The 25,236-nt window shown below is 76.6% G+C and carries 26 protein-coding genes; 23 read left to right on the top strand and 3 right to left on the bottom strand.

Annotated elements, in window-relative coordinates; genetic code table 11:
• Positions 1-151: 151 nt before the first annotated feature.
• From mihF to ACI79O_RS11375, 10 genes are all read left to right on the top strand, one after another.
• Positions 152-508 carry an integration host factor, actinobacterial type gene (gene mihF, locus ACI79O_RS11420; RefSeq protein ID WP_456876597.1) on the top strand — a complete coding sequence of 119 codons (357 nt, stop codon included), beginning with the start codon at positions 152-154 and terminating at the stop codon, positions 506-508.
• 51 nt (positions 509-559) lie between these two features.
• Positions 560-1,162, top strand: a complete 603-nt coding sequence (gmk, locus tag ACI79O_RS11415) for a guanylate kinase (protein WP_456888243.1) — start codon at positions 560-562, stop codon at positions 1,160-1,162.
• Between the two features lie 54 nt (positions 1,163-1,216).
• The gene (gene rpoZ / locus ACI79O_RS11410) at positions 1,217-1,480 is read left to right on the top strand and encodes a DNA-directed RNA polymerase subunit omega (RefSeq protein WP_012949163.1); all 264 of its coding nucleotides are present in this window, start codon (positions 1,217-1,219) and stop codon (positions 1,478-1,480) included.
• Positions 1,481-1,638: 158 nt separating this feature from the next.
• Positions 1,639-2,850, top strand: a complete 1,212-nt coding sequence (gene coaBC, locus ACI79O_RS11405) for a bifunctional phosphopantothenoylcysteine decarboxylase/phosphopantothenate--cysteine ligase CoaBC (protein ID WP_456914187.1) — start codon at positions 1,639-1,641, stop codon at positions 2,848-2,850.
• A 111-nt stretch (positions 2,851-2,961) separates the two neighbouring features.
• Entirely contained in the window at positions 2,962-4,155 is a 1,194-nt protein-coding gene (gene metK / locus ACI79O_RS11400; RefSeq protein ID WP_456876600.1) for a methionine adenosyltransferase, read from the top strand.
• 135 nt (positions 4,156-4,290) lie between these two features.
• The gene (locus tag ACI79O_RS11395; protein ID WP_456888246.1) at positions 4,291-6,237 is read left to right on the top strand and encodes a primosomal protein N'; all 1,947 of its coding nucleotides are present in this window, start codon (positions 4,291-4,293) and stop codon (positions 6,235-6,237) included.
• A 236-nt stretch (positions 6,238-6,473) separates the two neighbouring features.
• Positions 6,474-7,007 carry a peptide deformylase gene (def, locus tag ACI79O_RS11390; protein ID WP_456914186.1) on the top strand — a complete coding sequence of 178 codons (534 nt, stop codon included), beginning with the start codon at positions 6,474-6,476 and terminating at the stop codon, positions 7,005-7,007.
• Positions 6,956-7,933, top strand: a complete 978-nt coding sequence (gene fmt, locus ACI79O_RS11385) for a methionyl-tRNA formyltransferase (RefSeq protein ID WP_456914185.1) — start codon at positions 6,956-6,958, stop codon at positions 7,931-7,933. The genes def and fmt overlap by 52 nt, the downstream gene beginning before the upstream one ends.
• Complete coding sequence (locus ACI79O_RS11380) at positions 7,930-9,324, top strand: RsmB/NOP family class I SAM-dependent RNA methyltransferase (RefSeq protein WP_456914184.1); 1,395 nt, start codon at positions 7,930-7,932, stop codon at positions 9,322-9,324. The genes fmt and ACI79O_RS11380 overlap by 4 nt, the downstream gene beginning before the upstream one ends.
• 114 nt (positions 9,325-9,438) lie before the next feature.
• Positions 9,439-9,951 (top strand): hypothetical protein, encoded by a 513-nt coding sequence (locus ACI79O_RS11375; protein ID WP_456914183.1) that lies wholly within the window; start codon positions 9,439-9,441, stop codon positions 9,949-9,951.
• A 63-nt stretch (positions 9,952-10,014) separates the two neighbouring features.
• On the opposite strand, the gene ACI79O_RS11370 is transcribed toward ACI79O_RS11375, so the two are convergent.
• Positions 10,015-12,276 carry an immune inhibitor A domain-containing protein gene (locus ACI79O_RS11370; protein ID WP_456914182.1) on the bottom strand — a complete coding sequence of 754 codons (2,262 nt, stop codon included), beginning with the start codon at positions 12,274-12,276 and terminating at the stop codon, positions 10,015-10,017.
• Between the two features lie 211 nt (positions 12,277-12,487).
• Here ACI79O_RS11370 and rpe point away from each other — a divergent pair, with 211 nt between their 5' ends.
• The 8 genes from rpe to ACI79O_RS11330 are packed head-to-tail and all read left to right on the top strand — an operon-like array spanning position 12,488 to position 18,267.
• Positions 12,488-13,162, top strand: a complete 675-nt coding sequence (gene rpe, locus ACI79O_RS11365) for a ribulose-phosphate 3-epimerase (protein WP_456876607.1) — start codon at positions 12,488-12,490, stop codon at positions 13,160-13,162.
• Between the two features lie 20 nt (positions 13,163-13,182).
• Positions 13,183-14,214, top strand: coding sequence for a bifunctional diaminohydroxyphosphoribosylaminopyrimidine deaminase/5-amino-6-(5-phosphoribosylamino)uracil reductase RibD (gene ribD / locus ACI79O_RS11360; protein ID WP_456914181.1), 1,032 nt, complete (start codon positions 13,183-13,185; stop codon positions 14,212-14,214).
• Positions 14,215-14,216: 2 nt separating this feature from the next.
• On the top strand, positions 14,217-14,840 hold the full coding sequence (locus ACI79O_RS11355; RefSeq protein ID WP_456876609.1) for a riboflavin synthase: 624 nt from the start codon (positions 14,217-14,219) through the stop codon (positions 14,838-14,840).
• A complete protein-coding gene (locus tag ACI79O_RS11350; protein ID WP_456888257.1) occupies positions 14,837-16,153 on the top strand; it encodes a bifunctional 3,4-dihydroxy-2-butanone-4-phosphate synthase/GTP cyclohydrolase II in 1,317 nt (438 codons plus the stop codon). The genes ACI79O_RS11355 and ACI79O_RS11350 overlap by 4 nt, the downstream gene beginning before the upstream one ends.
• Positions 16,150-16,677, top strand: coding sequence for a 6,7-dimethyl-8-ribityllumazine synthase (gene ribH, locus ACI79O_RS11345; RefSeq protein ID WP_456888258.1), 528 nt, complete (start codon positions 16,150-16,152; stop codon positions 16,675-16,677). Before ACI79O_RS11350 ends, ribH begins: the two co-directional genes overlap by 4 nt.
• Positions 16,674-16,937, top strand: a complete 264-nt coding sequence (locus ACI79O_RS11340; RefSeq protein WP_456876612.1) for a phosphoribosyl-ATP diphosphatase — start codon at positions 16,674-16,676, stop codon at positions 16,935-16,937. The genes ribH and ACI79O_RS11340 overlap by 4 nt, the downstream gene beginning before the upstream one ends.
• Positions 16,938-16,961: 24 nt before the next feature.
• A complete protein-coding gene (gene hisG, locus ACI79O_RS11335) occupies positions 16,962-17,828 on the top strand; it encodes an ATP phosphoribosyltransferase (RefSeq protein ID WP_456888260.1) in 867 nt (288 codons plus the stop codon).
• Positions 17,829-17,832: 4 nt separating this feature from the next.
• Complete coding sequence (locus ACI79O_RS11330) at positions 17,833-18,267, top strand: SSI family serine proteinase inhibitor (protein ID WP_456888262.1); 435 nt, start codon at positions 17,833-17,835, stop codon at positions 18,265-18,267.
• A gap of 142 nt (positions 18,268-18,409) precedes the next feature.
• Here ACI79O_RS11330 and ACI79O_RS11325 read toward each other — a convergent pair whose 3' ends face one another.
• Positions 18,410-19,408 carry a DUF2877 domain-containing protein gene (locus tag ACI79O_RS11325; protein ID WP_456888264.1) on the bottom strand — a complete coding sequence of 333 codons (999 nt, stop codon included), beginning with the start codon at positions 19,406-19,408 and terminating at the stop codon, positions 18,410-18,412.
• Positions 19,409-19,675: 267 nt separating this feature from the next.
• On the opposite strand from ACI79O_RS11325, the gene ACI79O_RS11320 reads away from it, so the two are divergent.
• Complete coding sequence (locus tag ACI79O_RS11320; protein ID WP_456888266.1) at positions 19,676-21,613, top strand: PucR family transcriptional regulator; 1,938 nt, start codon at positions 19,676-19,678, stop codon at positions 21,611-21,613.
• Here ACI79O_RS11320 and ACI79O_RS11315 read toward each other — a convergent pair.
• Entirely contained in the window at positions 21,610-21,813 is a 204-nt protein-coding gene (locus ACI79O_RS11315) for a hypothetical protein (RefSeq protein WP_456914180.1), read from the bottom strand. The genes ACI79O_RS11320 and ACI79O_RS11315 overlap by 4 nt on opposite strands.
• 78 nt (positions 21,814-21,891) lie before the next feature.
• On the opposite strand from ACI79O_RS11315, the gene ACI79O_RS11310 reads away from it, so the two are divergent.
• From ACI79O_RS11310 to ACI79O_RS11295, 4 genes are all read left to right on the top strand, one after another.
• Complete coding sequence (locus tag ACI79O_RS11310; RefSeq protein WP_456914179.1) at positions 21,892-22,419, top strand: helix-turn-helix domain-containing protein; 528 nt, start codon at positions 21,892-21,894, stop codon at positions 22,417-22,419.
• 37 nt (positions 22,420-22,456) lie between these two features.
• Positions 22,457-23,200 (top strand): DUF5995 family protein, encoded by a 744-nt coding sequence (locus ACI79O_RS11305; protein ID WP_456914178.1) that lies wholly within the window; start codon positions 22,457-22,459, stop codon positions 23,198-23,200.
• An 18-nt stretch (positions 23,201-23,218) separates the two neighbouring features.
• The gene (locus ACI79O_RS11300; RefSeq protein ID WP_456914177.1) at positions 23,219-24,259 is read left to right on the top strand and encodes a heparan-alpha-glucosaminide N-acetyltransferase domain-containing protein; all 1,041 of its coding nucleotides are present in this window, start codon (positions 23,219-23,221) and stop codon (positions 24,257-24,259) included.
• Positions 24,260-24,351: 92 nt separating this feature from the next.
• Positions 24,352-25,110: an SDR family NAD(P)-dependent oxidoreductase gene (locus ACI79O_RS11295; RefSeq protein ID WP_456888276.1), complete on the top strand. Its 759-nt coding sequence runs from the start codon at positions 24,352-24,354 to the stop codon at positions 25,108-25,110.
• The last annotated feature ends 126 nt before the right edge of the window (positions 25,111-25,236 follow it).

Raw genomic sequence — 25,236 nt, 5'->3', positions numbered from 1 at the left:
CTCCGCGCGCACCGCGCGTGACCTGCGGATTCCCGGTTACTAGGTTGACCGCCGGGCCCGAGATCACGGGTTCCGGACCAGCCGCACGGCACGGACACAGCACCGAGACGCGGGGGGCGAAACCCCTGCGACGACACGATTGGGACGCACCATGCCCCTGCCTGACCTGTCCCCGGAACAGCGCGCCGCCGCCCTGGAGAAGGCCGCCGCGGCCCGCAAGGCACGTGCCGAGCTGCGCGAGCGGCTCAAGAGCAAGGGCGCCACGGTCGGTGACGTCCTGCGCCAGGGCGACACCGACGAGGTGATCGGCAAGATGCGCGTCTCCGCGGTCCTGGAGTCCCTGCCCGGCGTCGGCAAGGCCCGTGCTGCGAAGATCATGGAGCGGCTCGAGATCTCCCCGACCCGCCGGGTCCGCGGCCTGGGCGCCAACCAGCGCCGCGCCCTGGAGGCGGAGTTCGGCGGCGAGCAGGTGGTCCCCGACCAGGTGCCCGCCGACTCCACGGCCTGAGGTCCGGTGCCGCACGCCCCGTCCGACACCAGCACCACGAGGGACCTCCCGTTGCCGACCGCCCTCCCGACCCCCGTCCCGGCGCGCCTGACGGTGCTCTCCGGTCCCTCGGGGGTCGGCAAGGGCACCGTCGTCGCCGAGGTCCGCCGCCGGCACCCCGACGTGTGGGTCTCGGTGTCGGTGACCACCCGGCGGGCCCGGCCCGGGGAGGTGGACGGGGTGCACTACCACTTCGTCGACGACGCCGAGTTCGACCGGCTCGTCGCCGAGGACGGCCTGCTCGAGTGGGCCGAGTACGCCGGCAACCGCTACGGCACACCGGCCGCCCCGGTCCGCGAGCGACTCGCGACCGGGGCGCCGGCGTTGCTGGAGATCGAGCTGCAGGGCGCGCGCCAGGTCCGCGCCCGCGACGCCGACGCCCAGCTGGTCTTCCTCGCCCCGCCGTCGTGGGCCGAGCTGGTCAGCCGGCTGGCCGGCCGCGGCTCCGAGCCCCCGGCGGTGCAGGAGCGCCGGTTGGCCATCGCGCAGGCCGAGCTGGACGCCGCCGGCGAGTTCGACGTCGTGGTGGTCAACGACGACGTCACCCGGGCCGCGGACGAGTTGGTATCCTTGCTAGCTGCGCCGTCGTCCGGGACGACCGGCGCGCCCGAGTGACCGGCCCCCCGAGGCCCCTCACCCCCGTCGAGCCAGCCGAGGAGTCCCGCGCCCGTGTCCGGAGTCGCACCCGCCCCCGAGGGCATCACCAACCCGCCGATCGACGAGCTGCTCGAGCGCACCAGCAGCAAGTACGGCCTGGTGATCTTCGCCGCCAAGCGCGCGCGGCAGATCAACGCCTACTACAGCCAGCTCTCCGAGGGCCTGCTGGAGTACGTCGGCCCGCTGGTCGACACCGCGCCGCAGGAGAAGCCGCTGTCGATCGCCCTGCGCGAGATCAACGAGGGTCTGCTGACCCACACCGCCGGCGAGAACTAGGAGGACCCCGGTCCTCCTCACCCCTCGCGAGCCCGGGGTGAGCCTCTGGACCGGGGCCGCGGCTGGTGGCGTTCCCACCGGTTGTCGCGCCCCGTGCGAGTGACGCCCCTGGCACCTGGTGCCGGGGGCGTCGCCGTGTCTGCGGGAGGATGGGGCACATGAGCCGGATCGTCCTGGGCGTCGCCGGTGGGGTGGCCGCCTACAAGGCCGCGCTGCTGCTGCGCGCGCTCACCGAGGCCGGGCACGACGTGCGCGTCGTCCCCACCCCGGGCGCGCTGCACTTCGTCGGGGCGGCCACCTTCGAGGCGCTGTCGGGTCACCCGGTCACCACCGACGTGTGGTCCGACGTCCCCGAGGTCGCCCACGTCCGGATCGGGCAGACCGCCGACCTCGTCGTCGTCGCCCCGGCCACCGCCGACCTGCTGGCCCGCGCGGCCGCCGGCCGCGCCGACGACCTGCTCACCGCGACGCTGCTCACCGCGCACTGCCCGGTGGTCTTCGTCCCGGCGATGCACACCGAGATGTGGCTGCACCCGGCCACCCAGGACAACGTGGCCACCCTGCGCCGCCGCGGGTCGGTCGTGCTGCCGCCGGCCGTGGGCCGGCTGACCGGCCCCGACTCCGGTCCCGGCCGGCTGCCCGAGCCCGCCGACGTCGCCGCGCTCGCGCAGGTGGCGCTCACCGCCGGCGCCGACGTGCTGCGCGCCGACCTCGCCGGGCGCCGCGTCGTGGTCAGCGCCGGCGGCACCCGCGAGCCGCTGGACCCGGTGCGCTACCTGGGCAACCGCTCGTCGGGCCGGCAGGGCTGGGCGCTGGCCCGGGTGGCCGCGGCCCGCGGCGCCGAGGTCACCCTGGTGGCGGCCAACGTCGACCTGCCCGCGCCGTTCGGCGTCCGCGTCGTCCCGGTGGGGACGGCGGAGGAGCTGCGCGCCGCGGTGCTCGCCGAGGCCCCGGAGGCCGACGTCGTGGTCATGACCGCCGCGGTCGCCGACTTCCGGCCGGCCACGGTCGCGGCCACGAAGCTCAAGAAGGACAGCGCGAGCGAGCCCGACAGCGTGCCGCTGGTGCGCAACCCGGACGTGCTCGCCGAGCTGGTCACCAAGCGCGCCGCCGGCCAGCTGGTCGTCGGCTTCGCCGCCGAGACCGGCGACGAGCACGGCGACGTGCTCGCCCACGCCCGCGCCAAGCTCGCCCGCAAGGGCTGCGACCTGCTGGTCGTCAACGACGTCTCCGGCGGCGGGGTGTTCGGCCGGCCGGACAACGCCGCCGTCGTCCTGGCCGCCGACGGCAGCGCCACCGAGGTGCCGCACGGCACCAAGGACGCCGTCGCCGCGGCCGTCTGGCAGGCCGTGCTGCCCCGCCTGGCCTGACCGCCGGCTGCTGTCCCGGAGGCGCGCCGGTACCGTGCTCACGCGGCGGGGGGACGCCGCCCGTGACCCACCCACCGCCCGCGAGCCCGTCACCGAACCAGGGAGAACCGAGTGCCACGCCGCCTCTTCACGTCCGAGTCGGTGACCGAGGGCCACCCGGACAAGATCGCCGACCAGATCAGCGACGCGATCCTCGACGAGATGCTCCGCCAGGACCCGCGCAGCCGGGTCGCGGTGGAGACGCTGATCACCACCGGGCAGGTGCACATCGCCGGCGAGGTCACCACCGCCGGCTACGTCGACATCGCCGACATCGTGCGCCGGACGGTGCTGCGGATCGGCTACGACTCCTCCCGCAAGGGGTTCGACGGCGCCTCCTGCGGCGTGAGCGTCTCCATCGGCGCCCAGTCGCCCGACATCGCCCAGGGCGTCGACACCGCCTACGAGGCGCGCACCTCCGGCACCGCCGACGACGAGATCGAGCGCCAGGGCGCCGGCGACCAGGGCCTGATGTTCGGCTACGCCACCGACGAGACCCCCGAGCTCATGCCCCTGCCGATCGCGCTGGCCCACCGCCTGTCGCGCCGGCTGGCGGCGGTCCGCAAGGACGGCTCGGTGCCCTACCTGCGCCCCGACGGCAAGACCCAGGTCACCGTCGTCTACGAGGACGACCGGCCGGTCGGCGTCGACACCGTCGTCGTCTCCTCGCAGCACGCCGAGGACATCTCCATCGAGCAGCTGCTCACCCCCGACGTGCAGGAGCTCGTCGTCGAGCCCGAGCTCGCCGAGCTGGGCCTGCCCACCGACGGCTACCGGCTGCTGGTCAACCCGACCGGCAAGTTCGTCATCGGCGGTCCGATGGGCGACGCCGGCCTGACCGGCCGGAAGATCATCGTCGACACCTACGGCGGCATGGCCCGCCACGGCGGCGGCGCGTTCTCCGGCAAGGACCCGTCGAAGGTCGACCGGTCGGGGGCCTACGCGATGCGCTGGGTGGCCAAGAACGTCGTCGCCGCGGGCCTGGCGCGCCGCTGCGAGGTGCAGGTGGCCTATGCGATCGGCGCCGCGCACCCGGTGGGCCTGTTCGTCGACACCCACGGCACCGGCACCGTCCCCGACGACGTCCTGGAGAAGGCGGTCACCACGGTGTTCGACCTGCGCCCGGGCGCGATCGTGCGCGACCTCGACCTGCTGCGGCCGATCTACGGGCCGACCGCCGCCTACGGCCACTTCGGCCGCACCGACGTCGAGCTGCCCTGGGAGCGCACCGACCGGGTCGAGGCGCTGCGCTCGGCCGTCGGCTGAACCCCGGGACCGTCGTACCCGGCGGGGACACTGCTGCGACACGACCCCGCCGAACGGAGAACAGCGCTGTCGAAGGAAGCCGCGCCCCTTCCCCCTCGCGAGCTCGGGGCGAGCCTCCGCGCGGGGCCGCCGCGGGTGGCCCGGGTCGTCGTCGACGTGCCGCTGGCCCACCTGGACCGGCCCTTCGACTACACCGTCCCCGACGACATGGCCGGCGAGGTCCGGCCCGGCTGCCGGGTGCGGGTGCGCTTCGCCGGGCAGCTCGTCGACGGGTTCGTGCTCGAGCTGGCCGACACCACCGGCACCGACCGCAAGCTCGCCCCGCTGGCGAAGCTGGTCTCGCCCGAGCCGGTGCTCACCCCCGAGGTGGCCGCGCTCGCCCGCTCGGTCGCCCAGCGCTGGGGCGGCACGCTGACCGACGTCCTGCGGCTGGCCGTCCCGCCGCGCCGCGCCGCCGCCGAGAAGCGCCCGCCGGCCGAGCCCCCGCCACCGCCGACGCCGCCGGACCCGGCCGGCTTCGCCCGCTACCCGACCGGCCCGGCCCTGCTCGCCGCCGTCGCCGAGGGGCGGTCCGCACGTGCGGTGTGGACCGCGCTGCCCGGCGAGGACTGGCCGGCGCGGCTGGCCGAGCTGTGCCGGGCGGCGCTCTCGGGCGGGCGCGGCGCGCTGGTCGTGGTCCCCGACGGGCGCGACCTCGACCGGCTGGAGGCCGCGGCCGGCGCCGTCCTGCCGCCGGGGTCGTTCGTGGTCCTGCGGGCCGACGCCGCCCCCGACGCCCGCTACCGGCGCTTCCTCGACGCCGCCCGCGGCAGTGCCCGGGTGGTGCTGGGCACCCGCGCCGCAGCGTTCGCGCCGGTCGCCGACCTCGGCCTGGTGGCCGTCTGGGACGACGGCGACGACCTGCACGCCGAGCCCCGGGCGCCCTACGCGCACGCCCGCGACGTGCTCGTGCACCGCGCCCACCTGGCCTCGTGCGCGGCCGTCGTCGCGGCCACCGCACGCACCGCCGAGGCCGCGCTGCTGGTCGAGAGCGGCTGGGCGCACGAGCTGGCCGCCGACCGCGCCACCCTGCGCGCGGCCGCCCCGCGGGTCCAGGCGCTGGGCGAGGACTCCGAGCTGGCCCGCGACCCCGCCGCCCGCACCGCCCGGCTGCCCAGCCTCGCCCACCGGGTGGCCCGCCAGGCGCTGGCCGACGGCGCCCCGGTGCTCGTGCAGGTGCCGCGCGCCGGGTACGCCCCGGGGCTCTCGTGCGACCGCTGCCGCGCCCCGGCCCGCTGCGCGGTGTGCTCCGGCCCGCTCGGCATCGCGCCCACCCCCGGGCCGGGCGGCTCGCGCATCCCCGCCTGCCGCTGGTGCGCCCGCCCGGCGACCACCTTCGACTGCCCGCACTGCCACGGCACCAAGCTGCGCGCCTCCGTCGTCGGCGCGGCGCGGACCGCCGAGGAGCTGGGCCGGGCGTTCCCGGGCGCCGCGGTGCGGGTGTCCGGGCGCGGGTCGGGCGTGCTCGCCGCGGTGCCCGCGGGGCCGGCGCTGGTCGTGGCCACCCCCGGCGCGGAGCCGGTGGCCGAGGGCGGCTACGGCGCGGCGCTGCTGCTCGACTCGTGGGCGCTGCTGGGCCGGGCCGACCTGCGGGCCGGCGAGGAGACCCTGCGCCGCTGGATGAACGCGGCCACCCTGGTGCGCTCCTCCGGCACGGTCGTCGTCGCCGCCGACGGCGCGCACCCCGTCGTCCAGGCGCTGGTGCGCTGGGACCCGGGCTGGCTGGCGGCGCGGGAGCTGGCCGACCGCCGCGCGCTCGGCTTCCCGCCGGCCACCCGGATGGCCGCGCTGTCGGGGTCCCCGGCGGCGCTGGCGGAGTTCCTCGACGCCGCCCGGCTGCCCGCCGACGCCGACCTGCTCGGCCCCGTCCCCGAGCCGCCGCGGCCGGGGCAGGAGGGCGAGCGGGAGCGCTACCTGGTGCGGGTGCCGCGCGGCGAGGGCACCGCGCTGGCGACCGCGCTGGCCGAGGTCCAGGGCGTCCGCAGCGCCCGCAAGGCGAGCGAGCACGTGCGGGTCCAGCTCGACCCGCTCGAGCTGGTCTGAGGGAGGCTGTTCCCGCCCCTCGGTCCGCGCCCCCGAGTGGGCAGTTGCGGCCGGCGACACGCGCCGACACGCCGTGGAGAGCCGCGACGACGGTTCACTCGGCAGCGCGAGCCCCGTCCGGGATCCGCCCGCGAGCAGAACCCGACGCGTGCACGTCCGCGGAAGTGCACCTCCGCGGAAGTGCGCACGGGCAACTCCGCGGACGTGCACGGGACGGCCCCACCTACGATCGACCGGTGAGCGTCACCCCCATCCGGCTGCTCGGCGACCCGGTCCTGCACCGGCCCGCGGCCCCCGTCGTCGACTTCGACGCCGACCTGCGCCGCCTGGTCACCGACCTGACCGAGACCATGCACGCCGCCGGGGGCGCGGGCCTGGCCGCACCGCAGATCGGGGTGGGCCTGCGGGTGTTCACCTGGCACGTCGACGGCGAGGTCGGGCACCTGGTCAACCCCTCGGTCGACCTCGTCGGCGACGAGACCGAGGAGGAGCCCGAGGGGTGCCTGTCCATCCCCGGCTACCGCTTCGACTGCCGCCGCCACCTGCACGTGGTCGCCACCGGCTGGAACCAGCACGGCGACCCGGTGCGGGTGGAGGGCTCGCACCTGCTCGCCCGCGCGGTGCAGCACGAGGTCGACCACCTCGACGGCGTCGTCTTCGTCGACCGGCTCGACCCCGGGGCGCGGGCCGCCGCCCTGGCCGCGCTGGCCGAGGCGGAGTGGGCCGGCATGGCCGCCTGGGTGCCGCGGGTGGAGGTGAGCCCCCACTGAGGCTCCTGTTCGCCGGGACGCCCGAGGCCGCCGTCCCCTCGCTGGAGGCGCTGCTGGCCTCCGACCACGAGGTGGTCGCCGTGCTGACCCGGCCCGACGCCCGCTCCGGCCGCGGCCGGAAGGTGAGCCGTTCCCCGGTGGCCGAGCGCGCCGACGCCGCCGGCCTGCCGGTGCTGCAGCCCCGCTCGCCGCGCGAGCCGGAGTTCCTGACGCGGCTGGCCGACCTCGCCGTCGACTGTGCTCCGGTGGTGGCCTACGGCGCGCTGGTCCCGCCCGCCGCGCTCGACCTGCCCGCGCACGGCTGGGTCAACCTGCACTTCTCCCTGTTGCCGGCCTGGCGCGGCGCGGCGCCCGTGCAGCACGCGGTCATGGCCGGCGACGAGGTCACCGGCGCGTGCACCTTCCGGCTCGAGCAGGGCCTCGACACCGGGCCGGTGTACGGCGTGGTCACCGAGGAGATCGGCCCCCGCGACACCGCCGGCGACCTGCTGGGCCGCCTCGCGGTCAGCGGCGCCCGGCTGCTGGTGGCCACCCTCGACGGCATCGCCACCGGCACGCTCGAGCCGCGGCCCCAGCCGGCCGAGGGCGTCAGCCTGGCTCCGCGGCTCGAGCCCGCCGACGCCCGCGTCGACTGGGACCTGCCGGCGCACGTCGTCGACCGCCGGGTGCGCGGGGTGACCCCGGCACCGGGCGCGTGGACCACCTGGCGCGGCGGCCGCTTCCGCCTCGGGCCGGTCGAGCCGCTGCCGACGGCGCTGGCGCTGGCGCCTGGTGAGCTGTCGGTCGGCCCGGGCGGCGTCGTCGTCGGCACCGGCCGCGGGTCGGTCCGGCTGGGGGAGGTGCAGCCGGCCGGCAAGCGGCTGCAGCCGGCCGCCGACTGGGCGCGCGGCGCCCGCCCGGCGCCGGGCGAGCGGTTCGGGACGTGACCGGCCCGCCCCGCCGCCCGGCCGGCCCGCGCGGAGGGCGCCGGGACCGCCGCCCGCCCCGCCGCCCGCCCCTCGACGGTGCCCGGCTGACCGCCTACGACGTCCTCGACGGCGTCTCCGGCCGGGACGCCTACGCCAACCTGCTGCTGCCCCAGCTGCTGCGCGAGCGCGACCTCGAGCCGCGCGACGCCGCCTTCGCCACCCAGCTCGCCTACGGGACGCTGCGGGCGCAGGGCACCCTCGACGCCGTCCTCGAGCAGGTGGTCGACCGCCCGCTCGCCGAGCTCGACCGCCGCCTGCTCGACCTCCTGCGGCTGGGGGCCTACCAGGTGGTCGACCTCCGGGTGCCCGCCCACGCCGCCGTCGCCACCACCGTCGACCTGGTGCGCGCGATCGTCGGCGCCGGGCCCTCGGGGCTGGCCAACGCCGTGCTGCGGAGGGTAGCGGCGGGCGGGGACCGGGCCGCGTGGCTGGCCCGGCTGGACGCCGACGGCGATCGCCGGCTGGGCCTGGCCACCGACCACCCCGCGTGGATCGTGGCTGCCTGGCGGGAGGCCCTCGGCGGCGGCGCCGAGCTCGAGGACGCCCTGCTCGCCGACGACGCCGCCCCCGAGGTGCACCTGGTCGCCCGCCGGGTGGCCCGCGACGCCCTCGCCGAGGAGTCCGGCGGGACGCCGGGTCCCTGGTCGCCGTACGCGGTGCGCCTCGGCGGGGGAGACCCCGGGCGGCTGCCGTCGGTGCGCGCGGGCGCGGCGGCGGTGCAGGACGAGGGCAGCCAGCTCGCCGCCCTGCTGCTGGCCCGCGCGCCGCTGGAGGGCCCCGACGCGCGCTGGCTCGACGTCTGCGCCGGCCCCGGCGGCAAGGCCGGCCTGCTGGCCGCCGTCCGCCCGGCCGGGGTGCACCTCACCGCCGCCGACCGCGCGCCGCACCGCGCCGAGCTGGTCCGCGGGGCGCTGGCGGGGGAGGACGACGTCGAGGTGCTCGTGGCCGACGGGCGGCAGCCGCCGTGGGCGCCGGGCTCGTTCGACCGGGTGCTGCTCGACGCGCCGTGCACCGGGCTGGGCGCGCTGCGCCGGCGGCCGGAGGTGCGCTGGCGCCGCACGGCCGACGACGTCGCCCCGCTGGTCGACCTGCAGACGGCGCTGCTCGACGGCGCGCTGGCCTCCGTGCGGCCGGGCGGGGTCGTGGCCTACGTGACCTGCTCGCCGCACGCCGCGGAGACCGTCGCGGTCGCCGACGCCGCCGCCGCGCGCGGCGACGTCGAGGTGCTGCCCGTGGCGCCGCTGTTCCCCGGGGTCCCCGGCGTCGAGCGGGGCCGCTACGGCCAGCTGTGGCCGCACCGGCACGGCACCGACGCGATGTTCCTGGCCCTGCTGCGCCGCACCCGCTGACCGCCCGGGGCCCGCCGTGGCGGCGGTTCATGCACGCACCGCCGCCACCGAGCGGCCGCGGTCGCGCTGCGTGCACCCACCGCGGACGGCGTCGGTCGCCTACCCTGCCCCGCCGTGACCTCGCCCGCGAAGCCCTGGCTCCCCGACGACTTCGTCCACCCGCTGCGCGCGGACCTGCCCACCGGGCAGCACCTGCGGCCCATGGGCCCGGCCGACACCGAGATCGACTTCCCCGCCGTGATGGGCTCCCGCGAGCGGCTGTGGAGCATCTACGGCGAGGCATGGGGCTGGCCCCCGGCGCACATGACGATCGAGGCCGACCGGGAGGACCTCGCCCACCACGAGCGGGAGATCGAGGCCCACGAGAGCTTCCTGTACGGCCTGTTCGAGGACGACGAGGCCGAGCTGCTCGGCTGCCTCTACATCGATCCCCCGAGCAAGGCCGGGGACGCCGACGCCGAGGTGTCGTGGTGGGTGGTCGACCGGCTGGTCGGCTCCGACGTGGAGCGGGCCCTGGACGAGTTCGTGCCGCGCTGGCTGGCCGAGCGGTGGCCGCTGCGCGCGCCGCGGTACGTCGGGCGCGACCTGACCTGGGCGGAGTGGAACGCCCTGCCCGACCGCGGCTGAGCACCCGCCCGGACGCCGAACGGCCCCCCGGCGTGCGCCGGGGGGCCGTCCTGGGCCTGCGGGTCAGTTCACCCGCACCTGCATGAAGGTGTCCTGCGCGCCCGTGCTCACCACGGTGATCCGGGTGCCGGTCTCCGGGACGTCCACGCCGGCCCAGCCGTTGGCGTCGGGCTGCTCACCCGGCGCCACGTACCAGTCCTGCGTGTCGTCGAAGGTCGGCACGGCGGGCAGCCCGCCGTAGGTGCCGGCCGCCCCGGTGTCCGGGTCGTGCAGCGTGATCCGGTCCGTCGCCTGCCGCCCGAAGGTCGAGTCGTAGGACTGGATCCGCGGCCGCCAGCTCTCGCCGTCGCTGCGGTTCGTCCCCTCGTCGTCGGTGGGCTCGTACAGCAGCCCGGGGTGGGCGTCGACCGGCAGGACCAGCCCGCCACCCGGGTGGGCGCCGACGTTGTTGTCCTCGTACTGGGTGTTCCAGTAGCTGATCAGCAGGCCGTCCTGGTAGGGCAGCCGCTCGGCCCAGTCCGCGCGCGCCGGGTCGCCGAAGTTGTACGGGCCGGTGCGCAGACCGGCGTCGTAGCCGGTGTAGGTGCGGTTCTCGGCGAGGTAGGCGTTGAAGAACCGCTCGGTCGCCGTGCCGGTGGTGACGGTGAACCCGTCGAGGGTCCAGTCGGTCACCGGGGTGCCGCCGAGGGCGACGGCGTCCACCTGCAGGCCGGGCTCGACGGCGGCGCCGTCGGTCCAGTAGCGGAACCCGACCTGGGCACCGTCCGGGACCGCGCTGACGTCGGCGGTGAGGTCCACCCACTGGCCGCCGGTGCTGCCGGTGATGCCGTGGCCGGCGTTCTGGCCGTTCGGGTCGGTGGTCGTCGACCGGCTGGTCGGCAGCGGCGTGAAGGTGCCGTTCTGCACGTACCCGGCGTAGGCGTAGTCCCAGTCCTGCTCGATCTGGTAGCGGACCTGCGCCGTCAGCGTCGTCGCGCCGGCCGGCTTGGCGGTCAGCATGGTGTGGTCGAGGTCGTCGCCCTGGCCCGAGTACCAGAAGTCCGCGCCCTCGTAGGGGTCCCCGATGTCCGTGGTGACCTCGCGGTCGGGCAGCAGGACGACGAGCGCCTGCGCCTGCCTGGTGGTCGCGGTGGACGGGCCGAGCCGCACGTTGGCCGTGGCGCCGGGCCGCACCACCTCGTAGTCCAGCCAGCCCAGCTGGAGCTTCTCCCAGGCGCCCATGTGGGTGGGCCGCGTGCCGATGCCGTCCGCGGGCTCACCGCTGTTGCCGTAGGAGCCGGAGGACATCAGCGACCAGAAGCCGGTGCTGTTCTCCGCGCCGCCGCTGTTGCCGGAGGTGTCGTAGAGGTCGGGCAGGCCGAGGTCGTGGCCGAACTCGTGGGCGAAGACGCCGACGCCGCCGTTCTCGGGCTCGATCGTGTAGTCGCCGATCCAGTAGCTCGACTGGCCGACCTGCGTGCCGCCGAGCGGGTTGGTCCCGCCGTCCACGGTCGGGCCGCCGGCCCCGACCCGGGTGGTCTGGTTGTACCAGCGGTGGCTCCAGATGGCGTCCGCGCCGAGGGCGCCGCCGCCGACCTCCTCGCCCATGCCCGCGTGCACGGCCTGGAAGTGGTCGATGTAGCCGTCGGCCTCGTCGAAGTCGCCGTCGGAGTCGTGGTCGTAGCGGTCCCACACGTCGAACTGGGACAGGTACTCGTCGATCTCCGCGGCGGTCTTCCCGGCCGCCAGCTGGTCGGCGTACCAGGTGTTGACCGACTCGTTGACGAACTCCCACGGGCGGCGGCCGTCGTCGCCCTCGCCGTAGTAGGACGCGTCGTGGTCGTCGACGGTGACCCAGTCCTCGACCTCGCCGGTGACGGTGTAGCGGCCCGAGGACAGCTCCTCGTAGAAGTTGGCGACCGAGTTGACCCCGGCCTCGGAGCTGTAGAGCAGCCGGTCGAAGTAGGGCTGCGAGAAGTCCTCGGTCCAGATCGTGGTGTTGTCCACGCTGCGGTCCGGCCGCGGGATCTGGTTGTGCGGCAGGTCGCCGAACTCGCCGAGGACGGTCCAGATCGCGTCGCTGTCGGTCTGGGCGAGCTCGACGTACTGGCCCCGGGCGACCTCGACGACCTTGTTGTCGCCGCGCGGCGTGGCCTCGCCGGACAGGACCTCCTCGAGGGCCTGCTCACGCAGCTCCCGCTGCTTGTCACCCAGCGGGTTGGGCAGGTCGTGCGCCCGGTCGGGCGCCGCGGCGGGCTCCTCCGGTGGCGGGGCCGCGTTGGCGGTCGCGGGCATCGCCGCGACCAGCGCGGCACCCACGACCAGGGGAAGAACTCTCTTCTTCAAGGACCGTCTCCCGTAGTCGGCTGAGGGCTGCCGTCAACCGGTGCGGTTCCACCGATATCACTCTGTGACAACCCGGGCTGACCGTAGGTAACGGCTGTGGTGCAGTCCACCCGGCGTTATCGGACGGTTACATTTCGAGACCCGCGGGTCCGGGGAGGCCGTGGTCCGTCGCCGGACGGCGCTGATCACGCCGCACCTAGACTCGGACGACGTGGCCCGCACCCCGATGATCGCCCCCAGCCTGCTGTCCGCGGACTTCGCCCGGCTGGCCGACGAGGTGGCCCGGGTGGCCGACGCCGACTGGCTGCACGTCGACGTCATGGACGCCCACTTCGTGCCCAACCTGACGCTCGGCCGGCCGGTGGTCGAGGCGATCCAGAAGGTCAGCCCGGTGCCGCTGGACTGCCACCTCATGATCGAGGCGCCCGAGCGCTGGGCCCCGGGCTACGCCGAGGTCGGCGCCCGCAACGTCACCGTGCACGCCGAGGCCTGCACCGGCGACCCCCGCGACGTCGCCCGCGACATCCGCGCCGCCGGGGCACTGGCCGGCCTGGCCGTGAAGCCAGGCACGCCGCTGGAGCGGTACGAGGAGGTCCTCCGCGACTTCGACACGCTGCTGGTCATGACCGTCGAGCCCGGCTTCGGCGGCCAGGCCTTCATCGCCGACGTGCTGCCCAAGGTGCGCCGCGCCCGCGAGCTGGTCGACACCGGCCACCTGCGGCTGCTGGTCGAGGTCGACGGCGGCATCAACGCCGACACCATCGAGCGGGCCGCCGAGGCCGGCGCCGACGTCTTCGTCGCGGGCTCGGCCGTCTACGGCGCCGACGACCCCGCCCGGGCCATCGCCGCGCTGCGCGACCGGGCCGCCGCGGCCGTCGTCGGGTGAGTCCCCGGGAACGAGCCGCCATGGCCCGGGCGCGCGAGCTCGGGCGGTCGGTCCTCGGCACCACCAGCCCCAACCCGCCCGTCGGCGCGGTGGTCCTCGACGCCGACGGCGCGGTCGTGGGGGAGGGGGCCACCTCGCCGCCCGGCGGGCCGCACGCGGAGGTGCACGCGCTGGCGCAGGCCGGGGAGCGCGCCCGCGGCGGCACCGCCGTCGTCACCCTCGAGCCGTGCGCGCACACCGGCCGCACCGGGCCGTGCGCCGACGCGCTGCTCGCCGCCGGGGTCGCGCGCGTCGTCGTCGCGGTCCCGGAGCCCACCCGGCTCGCCGTCGGCGGGGCCGACCGGCTGCGGGCCGGCGGGGTCGACGTCGAGCTGGGCGTGGAGCGGGAGGCCGCCGAGGACGGCGCGCTGGCCGCGTGGCTCACCGGCGTCCGCGAGTCCCGGCCGTTCGTGGTCTGGAAGGTGGGGGCCACCCTCGACGGGCGGGTCGCCGCCGCCGACGGCACCAGCCGCTGGATCACCGGGCCGGTCGCCCGGGCCGCGGTCCACGCGCTGCGCGCCACCTGCGACGCCGTCGTCGTCGGGTCGGGCACCGCCCTGGCCGACGACCCGCAGCTCACCGTCCGCGACGCCGAGGGCCGCGACGCCGCCCGCCAGCCGCTGCGCGTGGTGCACGACCGGCGCGGCCGGCTGCCCGCGACCGCCCGGGTCCTCGACGGCGCCGCGCCCACCCACGTCAGCCGCGCCGCGGGCCCCGCCGAGCTGCTCGCCGAGCTGTTCGACCGCGACGTCCGACGGGTCCTGCTCGAGGGCGGGCCGACCCTCGCCGCCGCCTTCCTCCGTGCCGGGCTGGTCGACGAGGCGGTCGTGCACCTCGCCCCGAAGCTGCTCGGCGCCGGGCCCTCCCTCGTGGGGGACCTGGGAATCAGCACGATCGGCGCGGCGCTCCCCCTCGAGGTGCGCGAGGTCACCGTGCTGGGCGGGGACGTGGCGCTCCGCCTGCGGCCCACCCGGCACACTGGGGACGAGCGGTACGCGGACAGGAGGGACTGAGGGTGTTCACAGGCATCGTCGAGGAGGTCGGCACCCTCGTCGTGCGCGAGGACTCCGCCGACGCCGCGGTGCTGCGCATCCGCGCCCGCCGGGTGCTCGAGGACGTCTCCCTGGGCGACTCGATCGCGGTCAACGGCGTCTGCCTGACCGTCACCGGCGTCGAGCCCGACGGCGACGGGACGGCGGTGTGGTCCACCGACGTCATGGCCGAGACCCTCCGGCGCAGCAGCCTCGGGGGCCTGGGCGGCGGCGACCCGGTCAACCTCGAGCGGGCGGTCAGCGCCTCCGGCCGCCTCGGCGGGCACGTCGTGCAGGGTCACGTCGACGGCGTCGGCACCGTGCTGTCCCGCTCGCCGAGCGAGCACTGGGACGTCGTGCGGGTGTCGCTGCCCCCGCAGCTGGCCCGTTACGTCGTCGAGAAGGGCTCGATCACCGTCGACGGCGTCTCCCTGACGGTCAGCGCCCTCAGCGCGGCCGACGACCCCGAGCCGTGGTTCGAGGTCAGCCTCATCCCCGCCACCCTGCGCGAGACCACGCTGGGCGGCCGCGCCCCGGGGGACCCGGTCAACCTGGAGGTCGACGTGATCGCCAAGTACGTGGAACGCCTGCTGGGAGCCCGCCGATGACCGGCACGGTCCGCCTGGACACCGTCGAGAGCGCCATCGCCGCGATCAAGGACGGCCGCCCCGTCGTGGTCATCGACGACGAGGACCGGGAGAACGAGGGCGACCTCATCTTCGCCTCCGAGCTCGTCACCCCGGAGCTGGTGGCGTTCATGGTCCGCTACACCTCGGGCTACATCTGCGTCTCGGTGACCGAGGCCGACGCCGACCGGCTCGACCTGCCGCCGATGTTCCGGGTCAACCAGGACCGCCGCGGCACCGCCTACACCGTGACCGTCGACGCCCGCGAGGGTGTGACCACCGGCATCTCGGCGGCCGACCGGGCGCACACCATCCGGCTGCTCGCCGACGCCGGGACCTCCTCGGCCGACCTCGCCCGCCCCGGCCACATCGTGCCGCTGCGCGCGAAGGACGGCGGCGTGCTGCGCCGGCCCGGGCACACCGAGGCCGCCGTCGACCTCGCCGTCCTCGCCGGGCTGCGGCCCTCCGGGACGCTGTGCGAGCTGGTCAGCGAGAAGGACCCGACCGGCATGGCGCGCGCCGAGGAGCTGCGGGTCTTCGCCGACGAGCACGACCTGTGCCTGATCTCGATCGCCGACCTGATCGCCTACCGCAAGCGGTTCGACAAGCTCGTCGAGCGGGTCGCCGAGGCCACCGTGCCGCTGGGACCGGGCACCTTCACCGCCGTCGGCTACCGCAGCTCCTACGACGACCGCGAGCACGTCGCCTTCGTCTACGGCGAGGTCGGTGACGGCGAGGACGTGCTGGTCCGGGTGCACTCCGAGTGCCTCACCGGCGACGTGTTCGGCTCGCTGCGCTGCGACTGCGGCCCGCAGCTGCAGGCCGCGCTGGCCGCCGTCGCCCAGGAGGGTCGCGGCGTCGTGCTCTACATCCGCGGGCACGAGGGCCGGGGGATCGGCCTGCTGCACAAGCTGCAGGCCTACCAGCTGCAGGACGCCGGCGTGGACACCGTCGACGCCAACCTCGACCTGGGCCTGCCCGCCGACGCCCGCGACTACGGCACCGGCGCGCAGATCCTCGTCGACCTCGGCGTGCACACCATGCGGCTGCTGACCAACAACCCGGCCAAGCGGGCCGGCCTCGAGGGCTACGGGCTCCGGATCACCGGCCGCGTGCCGCTGCCCAGCCACGTCACCGCCGAGAACCTGTCCTACCTGCGCACCAAGCGCGACCGGATGGGGCACCTGCTCGACATCATCGAGCCCGAGACCGAGTCCGGTCCGGCCGACGTCCCCGTCGGCGGCGCGGCGAGCAGCGCCGACGTGCCCCGGGGGCAGACGGAGCAGCGGCTGTGAGTGGTGAGGGGCGCCCCGAGGCCGGAGCGGTCGACGCCGCCGGGCTCTCCCTGGGCATCGTGGCCACCACCTGGCACGCCGAGCTCACCGACAGCCTGCTGGCCCGCGCGGTGGCGGCGGCGCGGGCCAGCGGCATCGCCGAGCCGACCGTCGTCCGCGCGCCCGGTGCCGTCGAGCTGCCGGTGGTCGCCCAGGCGCTGGCCGAGCGGCACGACGCCGTCGTCGCGCTCGGGGTGGTCGTCCGAGGCGGCACGCCGCACTTCGAGTACGTCTGCGACGCGGTCACCGCGGGCCTGACCCGGGTCGCGCTCGACGCCGGCAAGCCCGTCGGCAACGGCGTGCTGACCTGCGACACCGAGCAGCAGGCGCGCGACCGCGCGGGCCTGCCCGGCTCGGCGGAGGACAAGGGCTGGGAGGCCGCGATCGCCGCCCTGGCCACCGCGCTGACCCTCCGCGAGCTGAGGACCCCGCGGCACACCACCGGCTTCCAGGTCACCCCGGCCGTCGGGCAGGGGCTGGCGTGAAGCGCTTCGACGACCTGTTCGCCGAGCTGTCGGCCAAGGTCGCCGCCGGTGATCCCGCCTCGGGCACGGTCACCGCCGTCCGCGACGGCGTGCACGCCGCGGGCAAGAAGGTGGTCGAGGAGGCGGCGGAGTCCTGGATGGCCGCCGAGCACGAGGGCCCCGAGCGGACGGCGGAGGAGATCAGCCAGCTGCTCTACCGGGTGCAGGTCCTCATGCTGGCCCGCGGGCTGACCCTCGACGACGTCTACACCCACCTCTGAACCGACCCCCACAGGAGAACCGCCGTGCTGCGAGTCGCCGTGCCCAACAAGGGCGTCCTCAGCGAGCCCGCGGCCGCGATGCTCGCCGAGAGCGGCTACCGCCAGCGGCGCAGCACCAAGGACCTCGCGGTCTACGACCCCGACAGCGACACCGAGTTCTTCTACCTGCGCCCGCGCGACATCGCCGTCTACGTCGCCTCCGGCACGCTCGACGTCGGCATCACCGGCCGCGACATGCTGCTGGAGACCACCCCGGTCGACGGCGAGGGCCCGGCCGCGGTCGAGGTCATGCCGCTGGGCTTCGGCCGGTCCTCCTTCCGCTTCGCCAGCCCCGTGGAGTCGGGCATCGACTCGGTCGAGCAGCTGGCCGGCCGGCGGATCGCCACCGCCTACCCCGTGCTCCTGCAGCACCACCTGGAGGAGCAGGGCATCAAGGCCGGCGTGGTGAAGCTCGACGGCGCGGTGGAGACCGCCTGCCGGCTCGGGGTGGCCGACGCGGTCTGCGACGTCGTCGAGACCGGGACGACGCTGCGCGCCGCGGGCCTGCGGATCATCGGCGAGCCGCTGCTGACCAGCGAGGCGGTGCTCGTGGGCCGGGAGGGCGCCGGGGAGATCCCCGCCGTCGCCCAGCTGCGGCGCCGGCTGCGCGGGGTCCTGGTCGCCCGTCAGTACGTGATGCTCGAGTACGACTGCCCCAACGAGCTGCTCGCGCGGGCCACCGCGCTCACGCCGGGTCTCGAGGGGCCCACGGTCAGCCCGCTGCAGACCGAGGGCTGGTCGGCGGTGCGCGCGATGGTGCGGCAGACCGACACCAACCGGGTCATGGACGAGCTCTGGGACGTCGGCGCCCGCGCCATCCTGGTCACCAGCATCCACGCCTGCCGCCTCTGACGCCGTGCGCACCCTCGTGCTCGCGGTGGCGCTCGTGGCGCTGGCCGGGTGCGCCGAGCGGGGGAGCGGGACCTCCGGCCCCGGCACGGCGACCGCGCCGCCGGGTGACGAGCTGGTCGTCGAGGTCGACCCCGGTGACGGCGGCACCGCCGAGCGGTACACGCTCACGTGCGGGGAGACCCCCGGCGGCGACCACCCCGACCCGGGCGCCGCGTGCGCGCACCTGGCCGGTCTCGAGGACCCGTTCGCGCCGCTGCCGGCCGACGTCGCGTGCACCGAGGTCTACGGCGGGCCGCAGACCGCCCGGGTCACCGGCAGCTGGGACGGCGCCCCGGTCGACGTCGCGCTGTCGCGGACCGACGGCTGCCTGATCGAGCAGTGGGACGGCCTGGGCCCGCTGCTGCCCGGCCCGGTCGGCGTCGACGAGCTGCCCGGCTGAGGCGAGCGGGCAGGGTGTGCGCCGAGGCCGCACTCCGGGGCCGGGAACCCGGCGCCCGCGCACACCCTCGGAGCACGGGAGGGCCGCCACACGGCAGCGGCCCCCTCCCCGGGTGGGGAGGGGGCCGCCGTCGGACCTTCGGTCAGCGCACGCGGGTGGTCCGGTCGACCAGGTCGATCGCGGTGCACAGGCCCAGCGCCATCGCCCGGCCGCTGGTCGAGCCGGTGGCCAGCAGGCCCTGGATCGCCGGGCCGAGCGGCCGCTCACCGACCAGGCCCTGCAGGACCGCGGCGTACTCGCCGCTGACCCGCCCGGCCGCCGCGTGCCGCAGCAGCGCCCGCGAGAGCTCCGTGGTGCGGCCGGCGGCCAGCGAGTAGACGCCGGCGGCGAAGCGCTCGGCGGACGGGTGCCCGAGGAGGACCAGCCCGGCCATCGTGCCGGCCATGACGTCGTCGCCGGCCGGGGTCAGGCCGGGGCCGAGGCCGATCAGCCGGGCCGCGGTGCGCAGCGCGGCGTCGAGGTCGGCACGGCGGACCGCGCCGCGCAGCGCCGCGAGCGGACCACCGGGACCGGCGGGCAGGCCCGGCAGCGTGAACGCGCTGTGCGGCACGCCCTCGCCGTAGAGGGTGCTGCGCAGCTGGCGCACGCCCTCGGGGAGCAGCGCCGGGCGGGCGCTGGGCAGCCGCGGCCGCGGGTCCCACCACGCCGCGGCGCGGACCACGAGGTCGCCGACGACGATCCGCCCGCCGCCCACCTCGGCGGGGGCGCCGCTGGGCAGGGCGGCCAGGGGCCGGCCGTTGCTCGGGCGGAACAGGATGCAGCCGAGGGGGAGCCGGGCGGCGTCACTGGTCAGGACCCCGACGACGTCGCTGCCGCGGTCGGTGGGGACCTGCAGGTACACCGCCGCCGGGGCGCTCATCAGCACGCGGGCCGGGCGCACCGGGCCGCGGAGCAGGTCGGCGACGCCGGTGCTGGCCGAGGACGGGACGGCGGAGGCGGCGCGGGCCGGCGGCGCGGTGCGCAGCGTCTCCTGGACCGAGGCGCGCGGGAGGGGGATCACCGGGACGCCGGCGCGGGCCGCCCGTCCCATCCCCGTGGTGCCGCTGCCGTTCCCGCTGCTGGTGTGGTCGATGGTGCGCATCCGCTGTGTCCTTCCCCGTCGGGACAATGGGAGCGACCCTCCGCTCGGGTCCCCCACGGGGCCGGTCCCGTCCGGAGGAGGGGGGAGGGCACCGCGTGCGGCGACCGCCTACCATCCAGCGGACGGGAACTGGCCGGCTTCGAAGCTAAGCGGCGCGTCGCACGTCCTCGTATGGCGAATGTGACCAAGAATGGGGGGTGCCGTCCAGGCACACCTGCCAGGTTCCAGCAACTCGAGAACGCCACAGGCCCATTAGGAGGGCGAGTCGTGACGCAGGGTGAGGTCTCGATGACCTCAGGGTCCTACCCCACCGCACCCATGTCGTTCCACCGGGGATGGCAGACGGCGGGCGCGGCGCGGTCGGCGACCCCGCGGAACGAGTGGCGCGACCGCGTGGGCCTGCGGGTCGCCGAGGCGCTGCGGCTGCCCCGCCTGGCCGGGGTCGAGGTCGTCGCCGGCCGTTCGGGCCTGGACCGCCTCGTGCGGCACATGGTCGTCGACGACCCCGCGGCGCCACTGGCCACCGCCGGCGCCGACGTGGTCGTCGTCCTGGGCGCCCGGCTGCCCCCCGCCGACCCCGCCGACTGCCGGGCGCTGGTCGACCGGCTCGACCACCTGGGCACCGCCGCGCTGGCCTACCGCCGGACCGAGGGCCCGCCCGCCGTGCCCGCCGAGGTGCTCGCCGAGTCCGACCGGCGGGGGCTGCCGGTGCTCGCGCTGCCGCCGACCGTGCGCATGGACGAGGCGGTGTCGGAGGTGCTGGGCGCGGTCGTGCGCAAGCAGGGCGAGGCGCTCACCCTCTCGGCCCGCATGCACGACCAGTTCATCGACGTCGCGCTCAGCGGCGGCGGCCTGGCCGAGGTCACCGACCGGCTGGCCACCTACCTCGAGGGCGCCGCGGTGCTCGGGCTCGGTCCCGACCGCGAGATCGTCACCACCGCCGGGCCGCCCGAGGACGTCGCCGAGATCAGCGACTGGCTGTGGCTGCTCGACGCCGAGGCCGAGGACGAGCTGGCGATGATGGCCCCGGCCCACCGGCTCTCGGGCGTGCGCGCCGACCAGACCGTCGTCACCCCGGCCGACGTGCTCGCCGACGCCGACCTGTCCCCGGCCGACGGGATCCTGCTCGTGCCCGGCCACCACGAGCTGCCCGGCGGGGTGGGGGAGTACGCCGTCGCGCCGATCATGGCCGGCGAGCACCGGCACGGCTGGCTGGTGGCGGTGCACCGCAGCGGTCAGATGGTGGTCGGCGCCGGCGGTGTCCTCGAGCGCGCCGCCGTCGTCTCGGCGCTGTCGGTCATCCGGCAGCAGGCCGTGCACTCGGTGGAGCTGCGCTTCCAGGGCGACCTGGTGCGCCGGCTGGTCGCCGGGTCGCTGCGGCACACCGAGCGGGCGCTGGCGCAGACCCGGTCGTTCGGCTGGCGGCTCGACGGGCCGGTCGTGGTCCTGGTGACCGCCACCGAGACCGCCGCCGACCCCGCCGCCGACCCGACCCGCGCCCTCGACGTCCTCGACCGGCTGGCCGACGGCTGGCGGATGGCGCTGGAGTCGGAGGTGACCGGCGCCGCGGTGGCGGGCCTGTCGACCGAGATCGTCACGGTGCTGCCGCTCGACGGCCGCACGCCCGAGGAGATCACCGCCCTGGTGACGGCCGTGACCAGCCGGGTCAACGCCCGGGTCCGGCGGGTGGGCCGTGTGCTGGCCACCGGCATCGGTCGGCCGGCGGAGTCACTGTCGGCCCTGGGCGAGGCATACCAGCAGGCGCAGCGGGCGCTCGGCGTCGGCCAGGAGATCCACGGCCCGGCCACCGTCACGCACTTCGACCAGCTCGGTGTCTTCCGGCTGCTGTCGCTCATCCCCGACAGCACGGAGCTGCGGTCCTACGTCGACGAGGTGCTCGGCTCGCTGGCTGATGCCGGCGACCCCGACTCCGCCGACCTGCGCGAGACGCTGCGGGTGCTGCTGGAGACCAACCTCAACGTGGCCGAGTCCGCCCGCCGGCTGCACTTCCACTACAACACGATGCGCTACCGGATCGGCAAGCTGGAGCGGCTGCTGGGTCCCTTCACGACCGACCCGACGCTGCGGCTGAACCTGCTGCTGGCGCTGCACGCGGCGCGCATGCGGGGGCTCGACCAGCCGCACCGGCCGCCGGTCGACGCGGGCCTGCTGCCGCCCGACGACGGGTTCGACGCCCTGGTCTAGGCGCTCCGGTCGGCGGGTGACAGCCCCACGAGTTCGTCGCTGACGTCCCACAGCTCGCGCGCCCGGCCGGGGTCGAGGCTCTCCGGCGACGACGGCGCCTCGGTGCCGCGCTCGACGTGGCGGCCACTGGTCCCACCCGAGTCGGTCACCACCGCCGCGAGCTGGGTCGCGGCGCGCTCGGGTGTCTGTGCGCCCGGCATCCGCTCGAGCAGCGGGGTGAGGCCGCGGTAGGTCGCCCGGGCCCACGCCGGGTAGTCACGCGCCAGGCGCGGGCCGAGGTGACCCGCCGGGCCGTCGCGCTGTTCGCGGAGCAGGGGTACGCGGCCACCAGCACCGAGCAGGTCGCCGCGGCGGCCGACGTCTCGCGCAGCACCCTGTTCCGGCTGTTCGCCGACAAGGAGGACCTGCTCTTCGGCCTCGAGGACGACCTGCCGGCCACCGCCACGGTCGCCGTCGCCGAGGTGCCGCCGGAGCTGCCGCCCTGGACGGCGCTGCGGGCCGCCGCCGTGGCGATCGCCGAGCAGGTGGCCCCGCTGCGGGACCTGCTGCTCACCCGGGAGCGGGTGGTCGGCACCGTGCCGGCGCTGGCCGCCCGCGCGGCCGCGAAGCACCGGCGCTGGGAGGCCGCGCTCGCCGAGGGGCTGGCCGCCAGGGGCGTCGCGTCCGGCGAGGCGCTGCTCCTGGCGAAGCTCGCGCTCGCCTGCTTCGAGGTGGCCCAGGCCGACTGGCTGGCCGGCTCCGCCGAGGACCTGCCCGCGCTGCTCACCGCGGCGCTCGAGCGGCTCCCCGGCCTGCTCGACCGCTGACCTGCGGAGCCCGTCCGCGCCGGGCAGCATCGCGGTCGTGACCGCGCCGGTGGACGAGCTCATCGACCGCATGCAGGGGGTGCTCGACGGGCTGACCGCCGACGGCGACCCCGCCCGCCACTTCCTCGGTACCTACCTGCGCACCACGCAGGCCGTCGGCGCGGCCATCGACGACGGGCGCTTCGAGGACCCGGACTGGGTCAGCGCCTGGGACGTCGACTTCGCCGGGCTCTACCTCGACGCCCTCGAGGCGCACCGGCGCGACCCGGCGACCCCGCCGGCGCCGTGGCGGGCGGCGTTCGGCACCGGCGCGGCGACCCGGCCCGAGGGCCACGTGCTGCTGGGCATGAACGCCCACATCAACTACGACCTGCCGCAGTCGCTGGTGCGGGTCATCGGTCCGGCCGACTTCGCCGACCCGCGGCTGCTCGACTCCCGCCGGCGCGACCACGAGCGGATCGACGAGGTCCTCGCCGGGCGGGTGAGCGAGGAGGACCGGGCGCTGGAGGCGGGCGGGAGCCGGCGCACCGCCCTGGACCGCCTGATGGGCGGGGCCAACCGGGCCGCCGCCCGCGCGCTGCTGCGGGAGTCCCGGCGCAAGGTGTGGGCCAACACCGAGGCGCTGCACGCCGCCCGGCTGCGCGGCCCCGACGCCTACGCCCGCCGGGTGGCCCAGCTTGAGGCGGCCGCCGCCGCGCGGGTGGCCGACCTGCGGCGCGGCGGGCCGGTGCTGCTGCGGCTGGCCGTCTGCGGCTTCGGCGTCGTCCTGCCGCCGGAGTGAGCGGCCTGGCGTGAGGGGGTGACGACCCGGCCGGGGGCCTCCCGCGGGGAGGTCGGGGCGCCGCCGCTGCGGGTGGTGCCACGGCTGCGCGGGGTGGACGTGCTGCGCGGCCTCGCGGTCATCGGGATGCTCCTGGTCGACAACCGCGGCAGCACCGCGATGCCGGACCAGATGGAGCACGCGGCGTGGGACGGGTTGCACGTCGCCGACGTCGTCTTCCCGGTCTTCCTGCTGGTGGTGGGGGTCTCGGTCCCGTTCTCCCGGCGGGCCGGCCGCCCCGGGCCGGTGCTCGCCCGGGTCGTCCGGCTCACCGTGCTCGGCTGGCTGGTGGTCACGGCGAAGCACGGGTCGGCCACCGTCGGGGTGGGCGTGCTCGGGCACGTCGCCGGCGCGTACCTGCTGTGCTGGCTGCTGCTCCGGCTGCCGGGTCCGGCGCAGGTCGCCACCGCGGCCGGGGTGCTGGTGGCCCTCGGCGTGGCCACCGTCGCCGGCGGCGCCGCGCCCGACCGGTCGTGGGGGCACACCGTGGACGCCGCGCTCGGCCTGCCGTTCTCGGCCGAGACGCCGCACTCCTACCTCGGCAGCGCCGTCACGGTCTTCCTCGGCGTGCTCGCCGGGCGCGTGCTGGCCTCCGGCGGCGGGCGGGCGGCCCTGGCGCGGCTCTCGGCGGGCGGGGCCGCGCTGCTGGCCACCGGGCTGGCGCTCGCCCCGGTGGTACCGGTGAACAAGCGGCTGTGGTCGCCGTCGTTCGTGCTGGTCACCGGCGGCATCGGGCTGCTCGCGCTGGCCGTGGTGCACCGGCTGGTCGACGAGCGCGGCGTCGTGCGCCCGTTCCGGCCGCTGGGGGTGCTCGGCGCCAACGCGATCGTCGCGTTCGTGTTCTCCGAGGTCGTGTTCCGCGCGGTCCTGGCGCACGCGGTCCAGCCCGCGGTCGACGCCTGGCTGAGCTCGGTGACCGGGGCGGTCGCGGCCGCCTGGCTCCGCGCGGTGCTGTCGGTCGTGGTCGTGTGGGCGGTCTGCGCCGCGCTGCTGCGCCGCGGGGTGCTCCTCCGCGTCTGACTGCCCACCGGTCCGGTTCTGCGCTGCCGGATCCCCCGCGCGGGCGCAGGCTGTCCGGGACGCCGCACCGGGCGGCGCGGGAGGAGGATCGCATGACCGACGTCGGCCGGCCCCTGTCCGGGAGGGTCGCCCTGGTGACCGGTGCGTCGTCGGGGATCGGCGAGGCCACCGCCGTGGCGCTCGCGCGGGCCGGCGCCGCCGTCGCGATCGGTGCGCGGCGCGCCGACCGGCTGGAGGCGCTGGCCGGGAGGCTGCGCGACGACGGCGCCCGGGTGCTCACCCTCGACCTCGACGTCACCGACGAGACCGCCTGCCGGGACGCCGTCGACCGCACGCGCGAGGGGCTCGGCGGGCTCGACGTCCTGGTCAACAACGCCGGGGTGATGCTGCTGGGCACCATCGTCGGCGCCGACGTCGAGGACTGGCGGCGGATGCTGTCGACCAACGTGCTGGGCCTGATGTACCTGACCCACGCGGCGATCGACGGCATGCTCGAGCAGGGCTCGGGCGACGTCGTGAACGTCTCCAGCGTCGCCGGCCGCACCGCCCGCAAGGGAGCGGGTGTCTACAACGCGAGCAAGTGGGCGGTGAACGCCTTCAGCGAGTCGCTGCGGCAGGAGGTGACCACCCGTGGCGTCCGGGTCAGCCTCGTCGAACCCGGCGCGGTGGCCACCGAGCTCACCGACCACATCACCCAGCCCGAGGCGAAGGCGGCGACGCAGCGGATGGTCGGCGGGATGACACCGCTGCAGGCCGCCGACGTCGCCCGCGCGATCGTGTACGTGGTCAGCCAGCCGCCGCACGTCGCGGTCAACGAGGTGCTCGTCCGCCCCACCGACCAGGAGCGCTGAGCCCACGCCCACGCCCACGCCCACGCCGGGCCGGCGCCCGTCCCGCCGGCTGGTCGGGATGTGGGGGGGGGGGGGGGCCGGGCGGGTGGGGATGGCGGGTTCTCGTCGGCGGGGGGCGCAGCGGAG

This window comes from Geodermatophilus sp. SYSU D00696, from assembly GCF_054050235.1.
The sequence above is the reverse complement of the archived record's forward strand: the minus strand, read 5'-3'. Positions and strand labels throughout refer to the sequence as shown.

What these genes read in the sequence shown, in the direction of transcription:
- ribD (WP_456914181.1), top strand. Translation starts at nt 13,183, where the DNA reads ATGGCCCGGGCGCGCGAGCTCGGGCGGTCGGTCCTCGGCACCACCAGC.
- ACI79O_RS11350 (WP_456888257.1), top strand. Translation starts at nt 14,837, where the DNA reads ATGACCGGCACGGTCCGCCTGGACACCGTCGAGAGCGCCATCGCCGCG.
- ACI79O_RS11325 (WP_456888264.1), bottom strand. Translation starts at nt 19,408, where the DNA reads ATGCGCACCATCGACCACACCAGCAGCGGGAACGGCAGCGGCACCACG.
- ACI79O_RS11315 (WP_456914180.1), bottom strand. Translation starts at nt 21,813, where the DNA reads ATGCCGGGCGCACAGACACCCGAGCGCGCCGCGACCCAGCTCGCGGCG.
- ACI79O_RS11295 (WP_456888276.1), top strand. Translation starts at nt 24,352, where the DNA reads ATGACCGACGTCGGCCGGCCCCTGTCCGGGAGGGTCGCCCTGGTGACC.
- mihF (WP_456876597.1), top strand. Translation starts at nt 152, where the DNA reads ATGCCCCTGCCTGACCTGTCCCCGGAACAGCGCGCCGCCGCCCTGGAG.
- coaBC (WP_456914187.1), top strand. Translation starts at nt 1,639, where the DNA reads ATGAGCCGGATCGTCCTGGGCGTCGCCGGTGGGGTGGCCGCCTACAAG.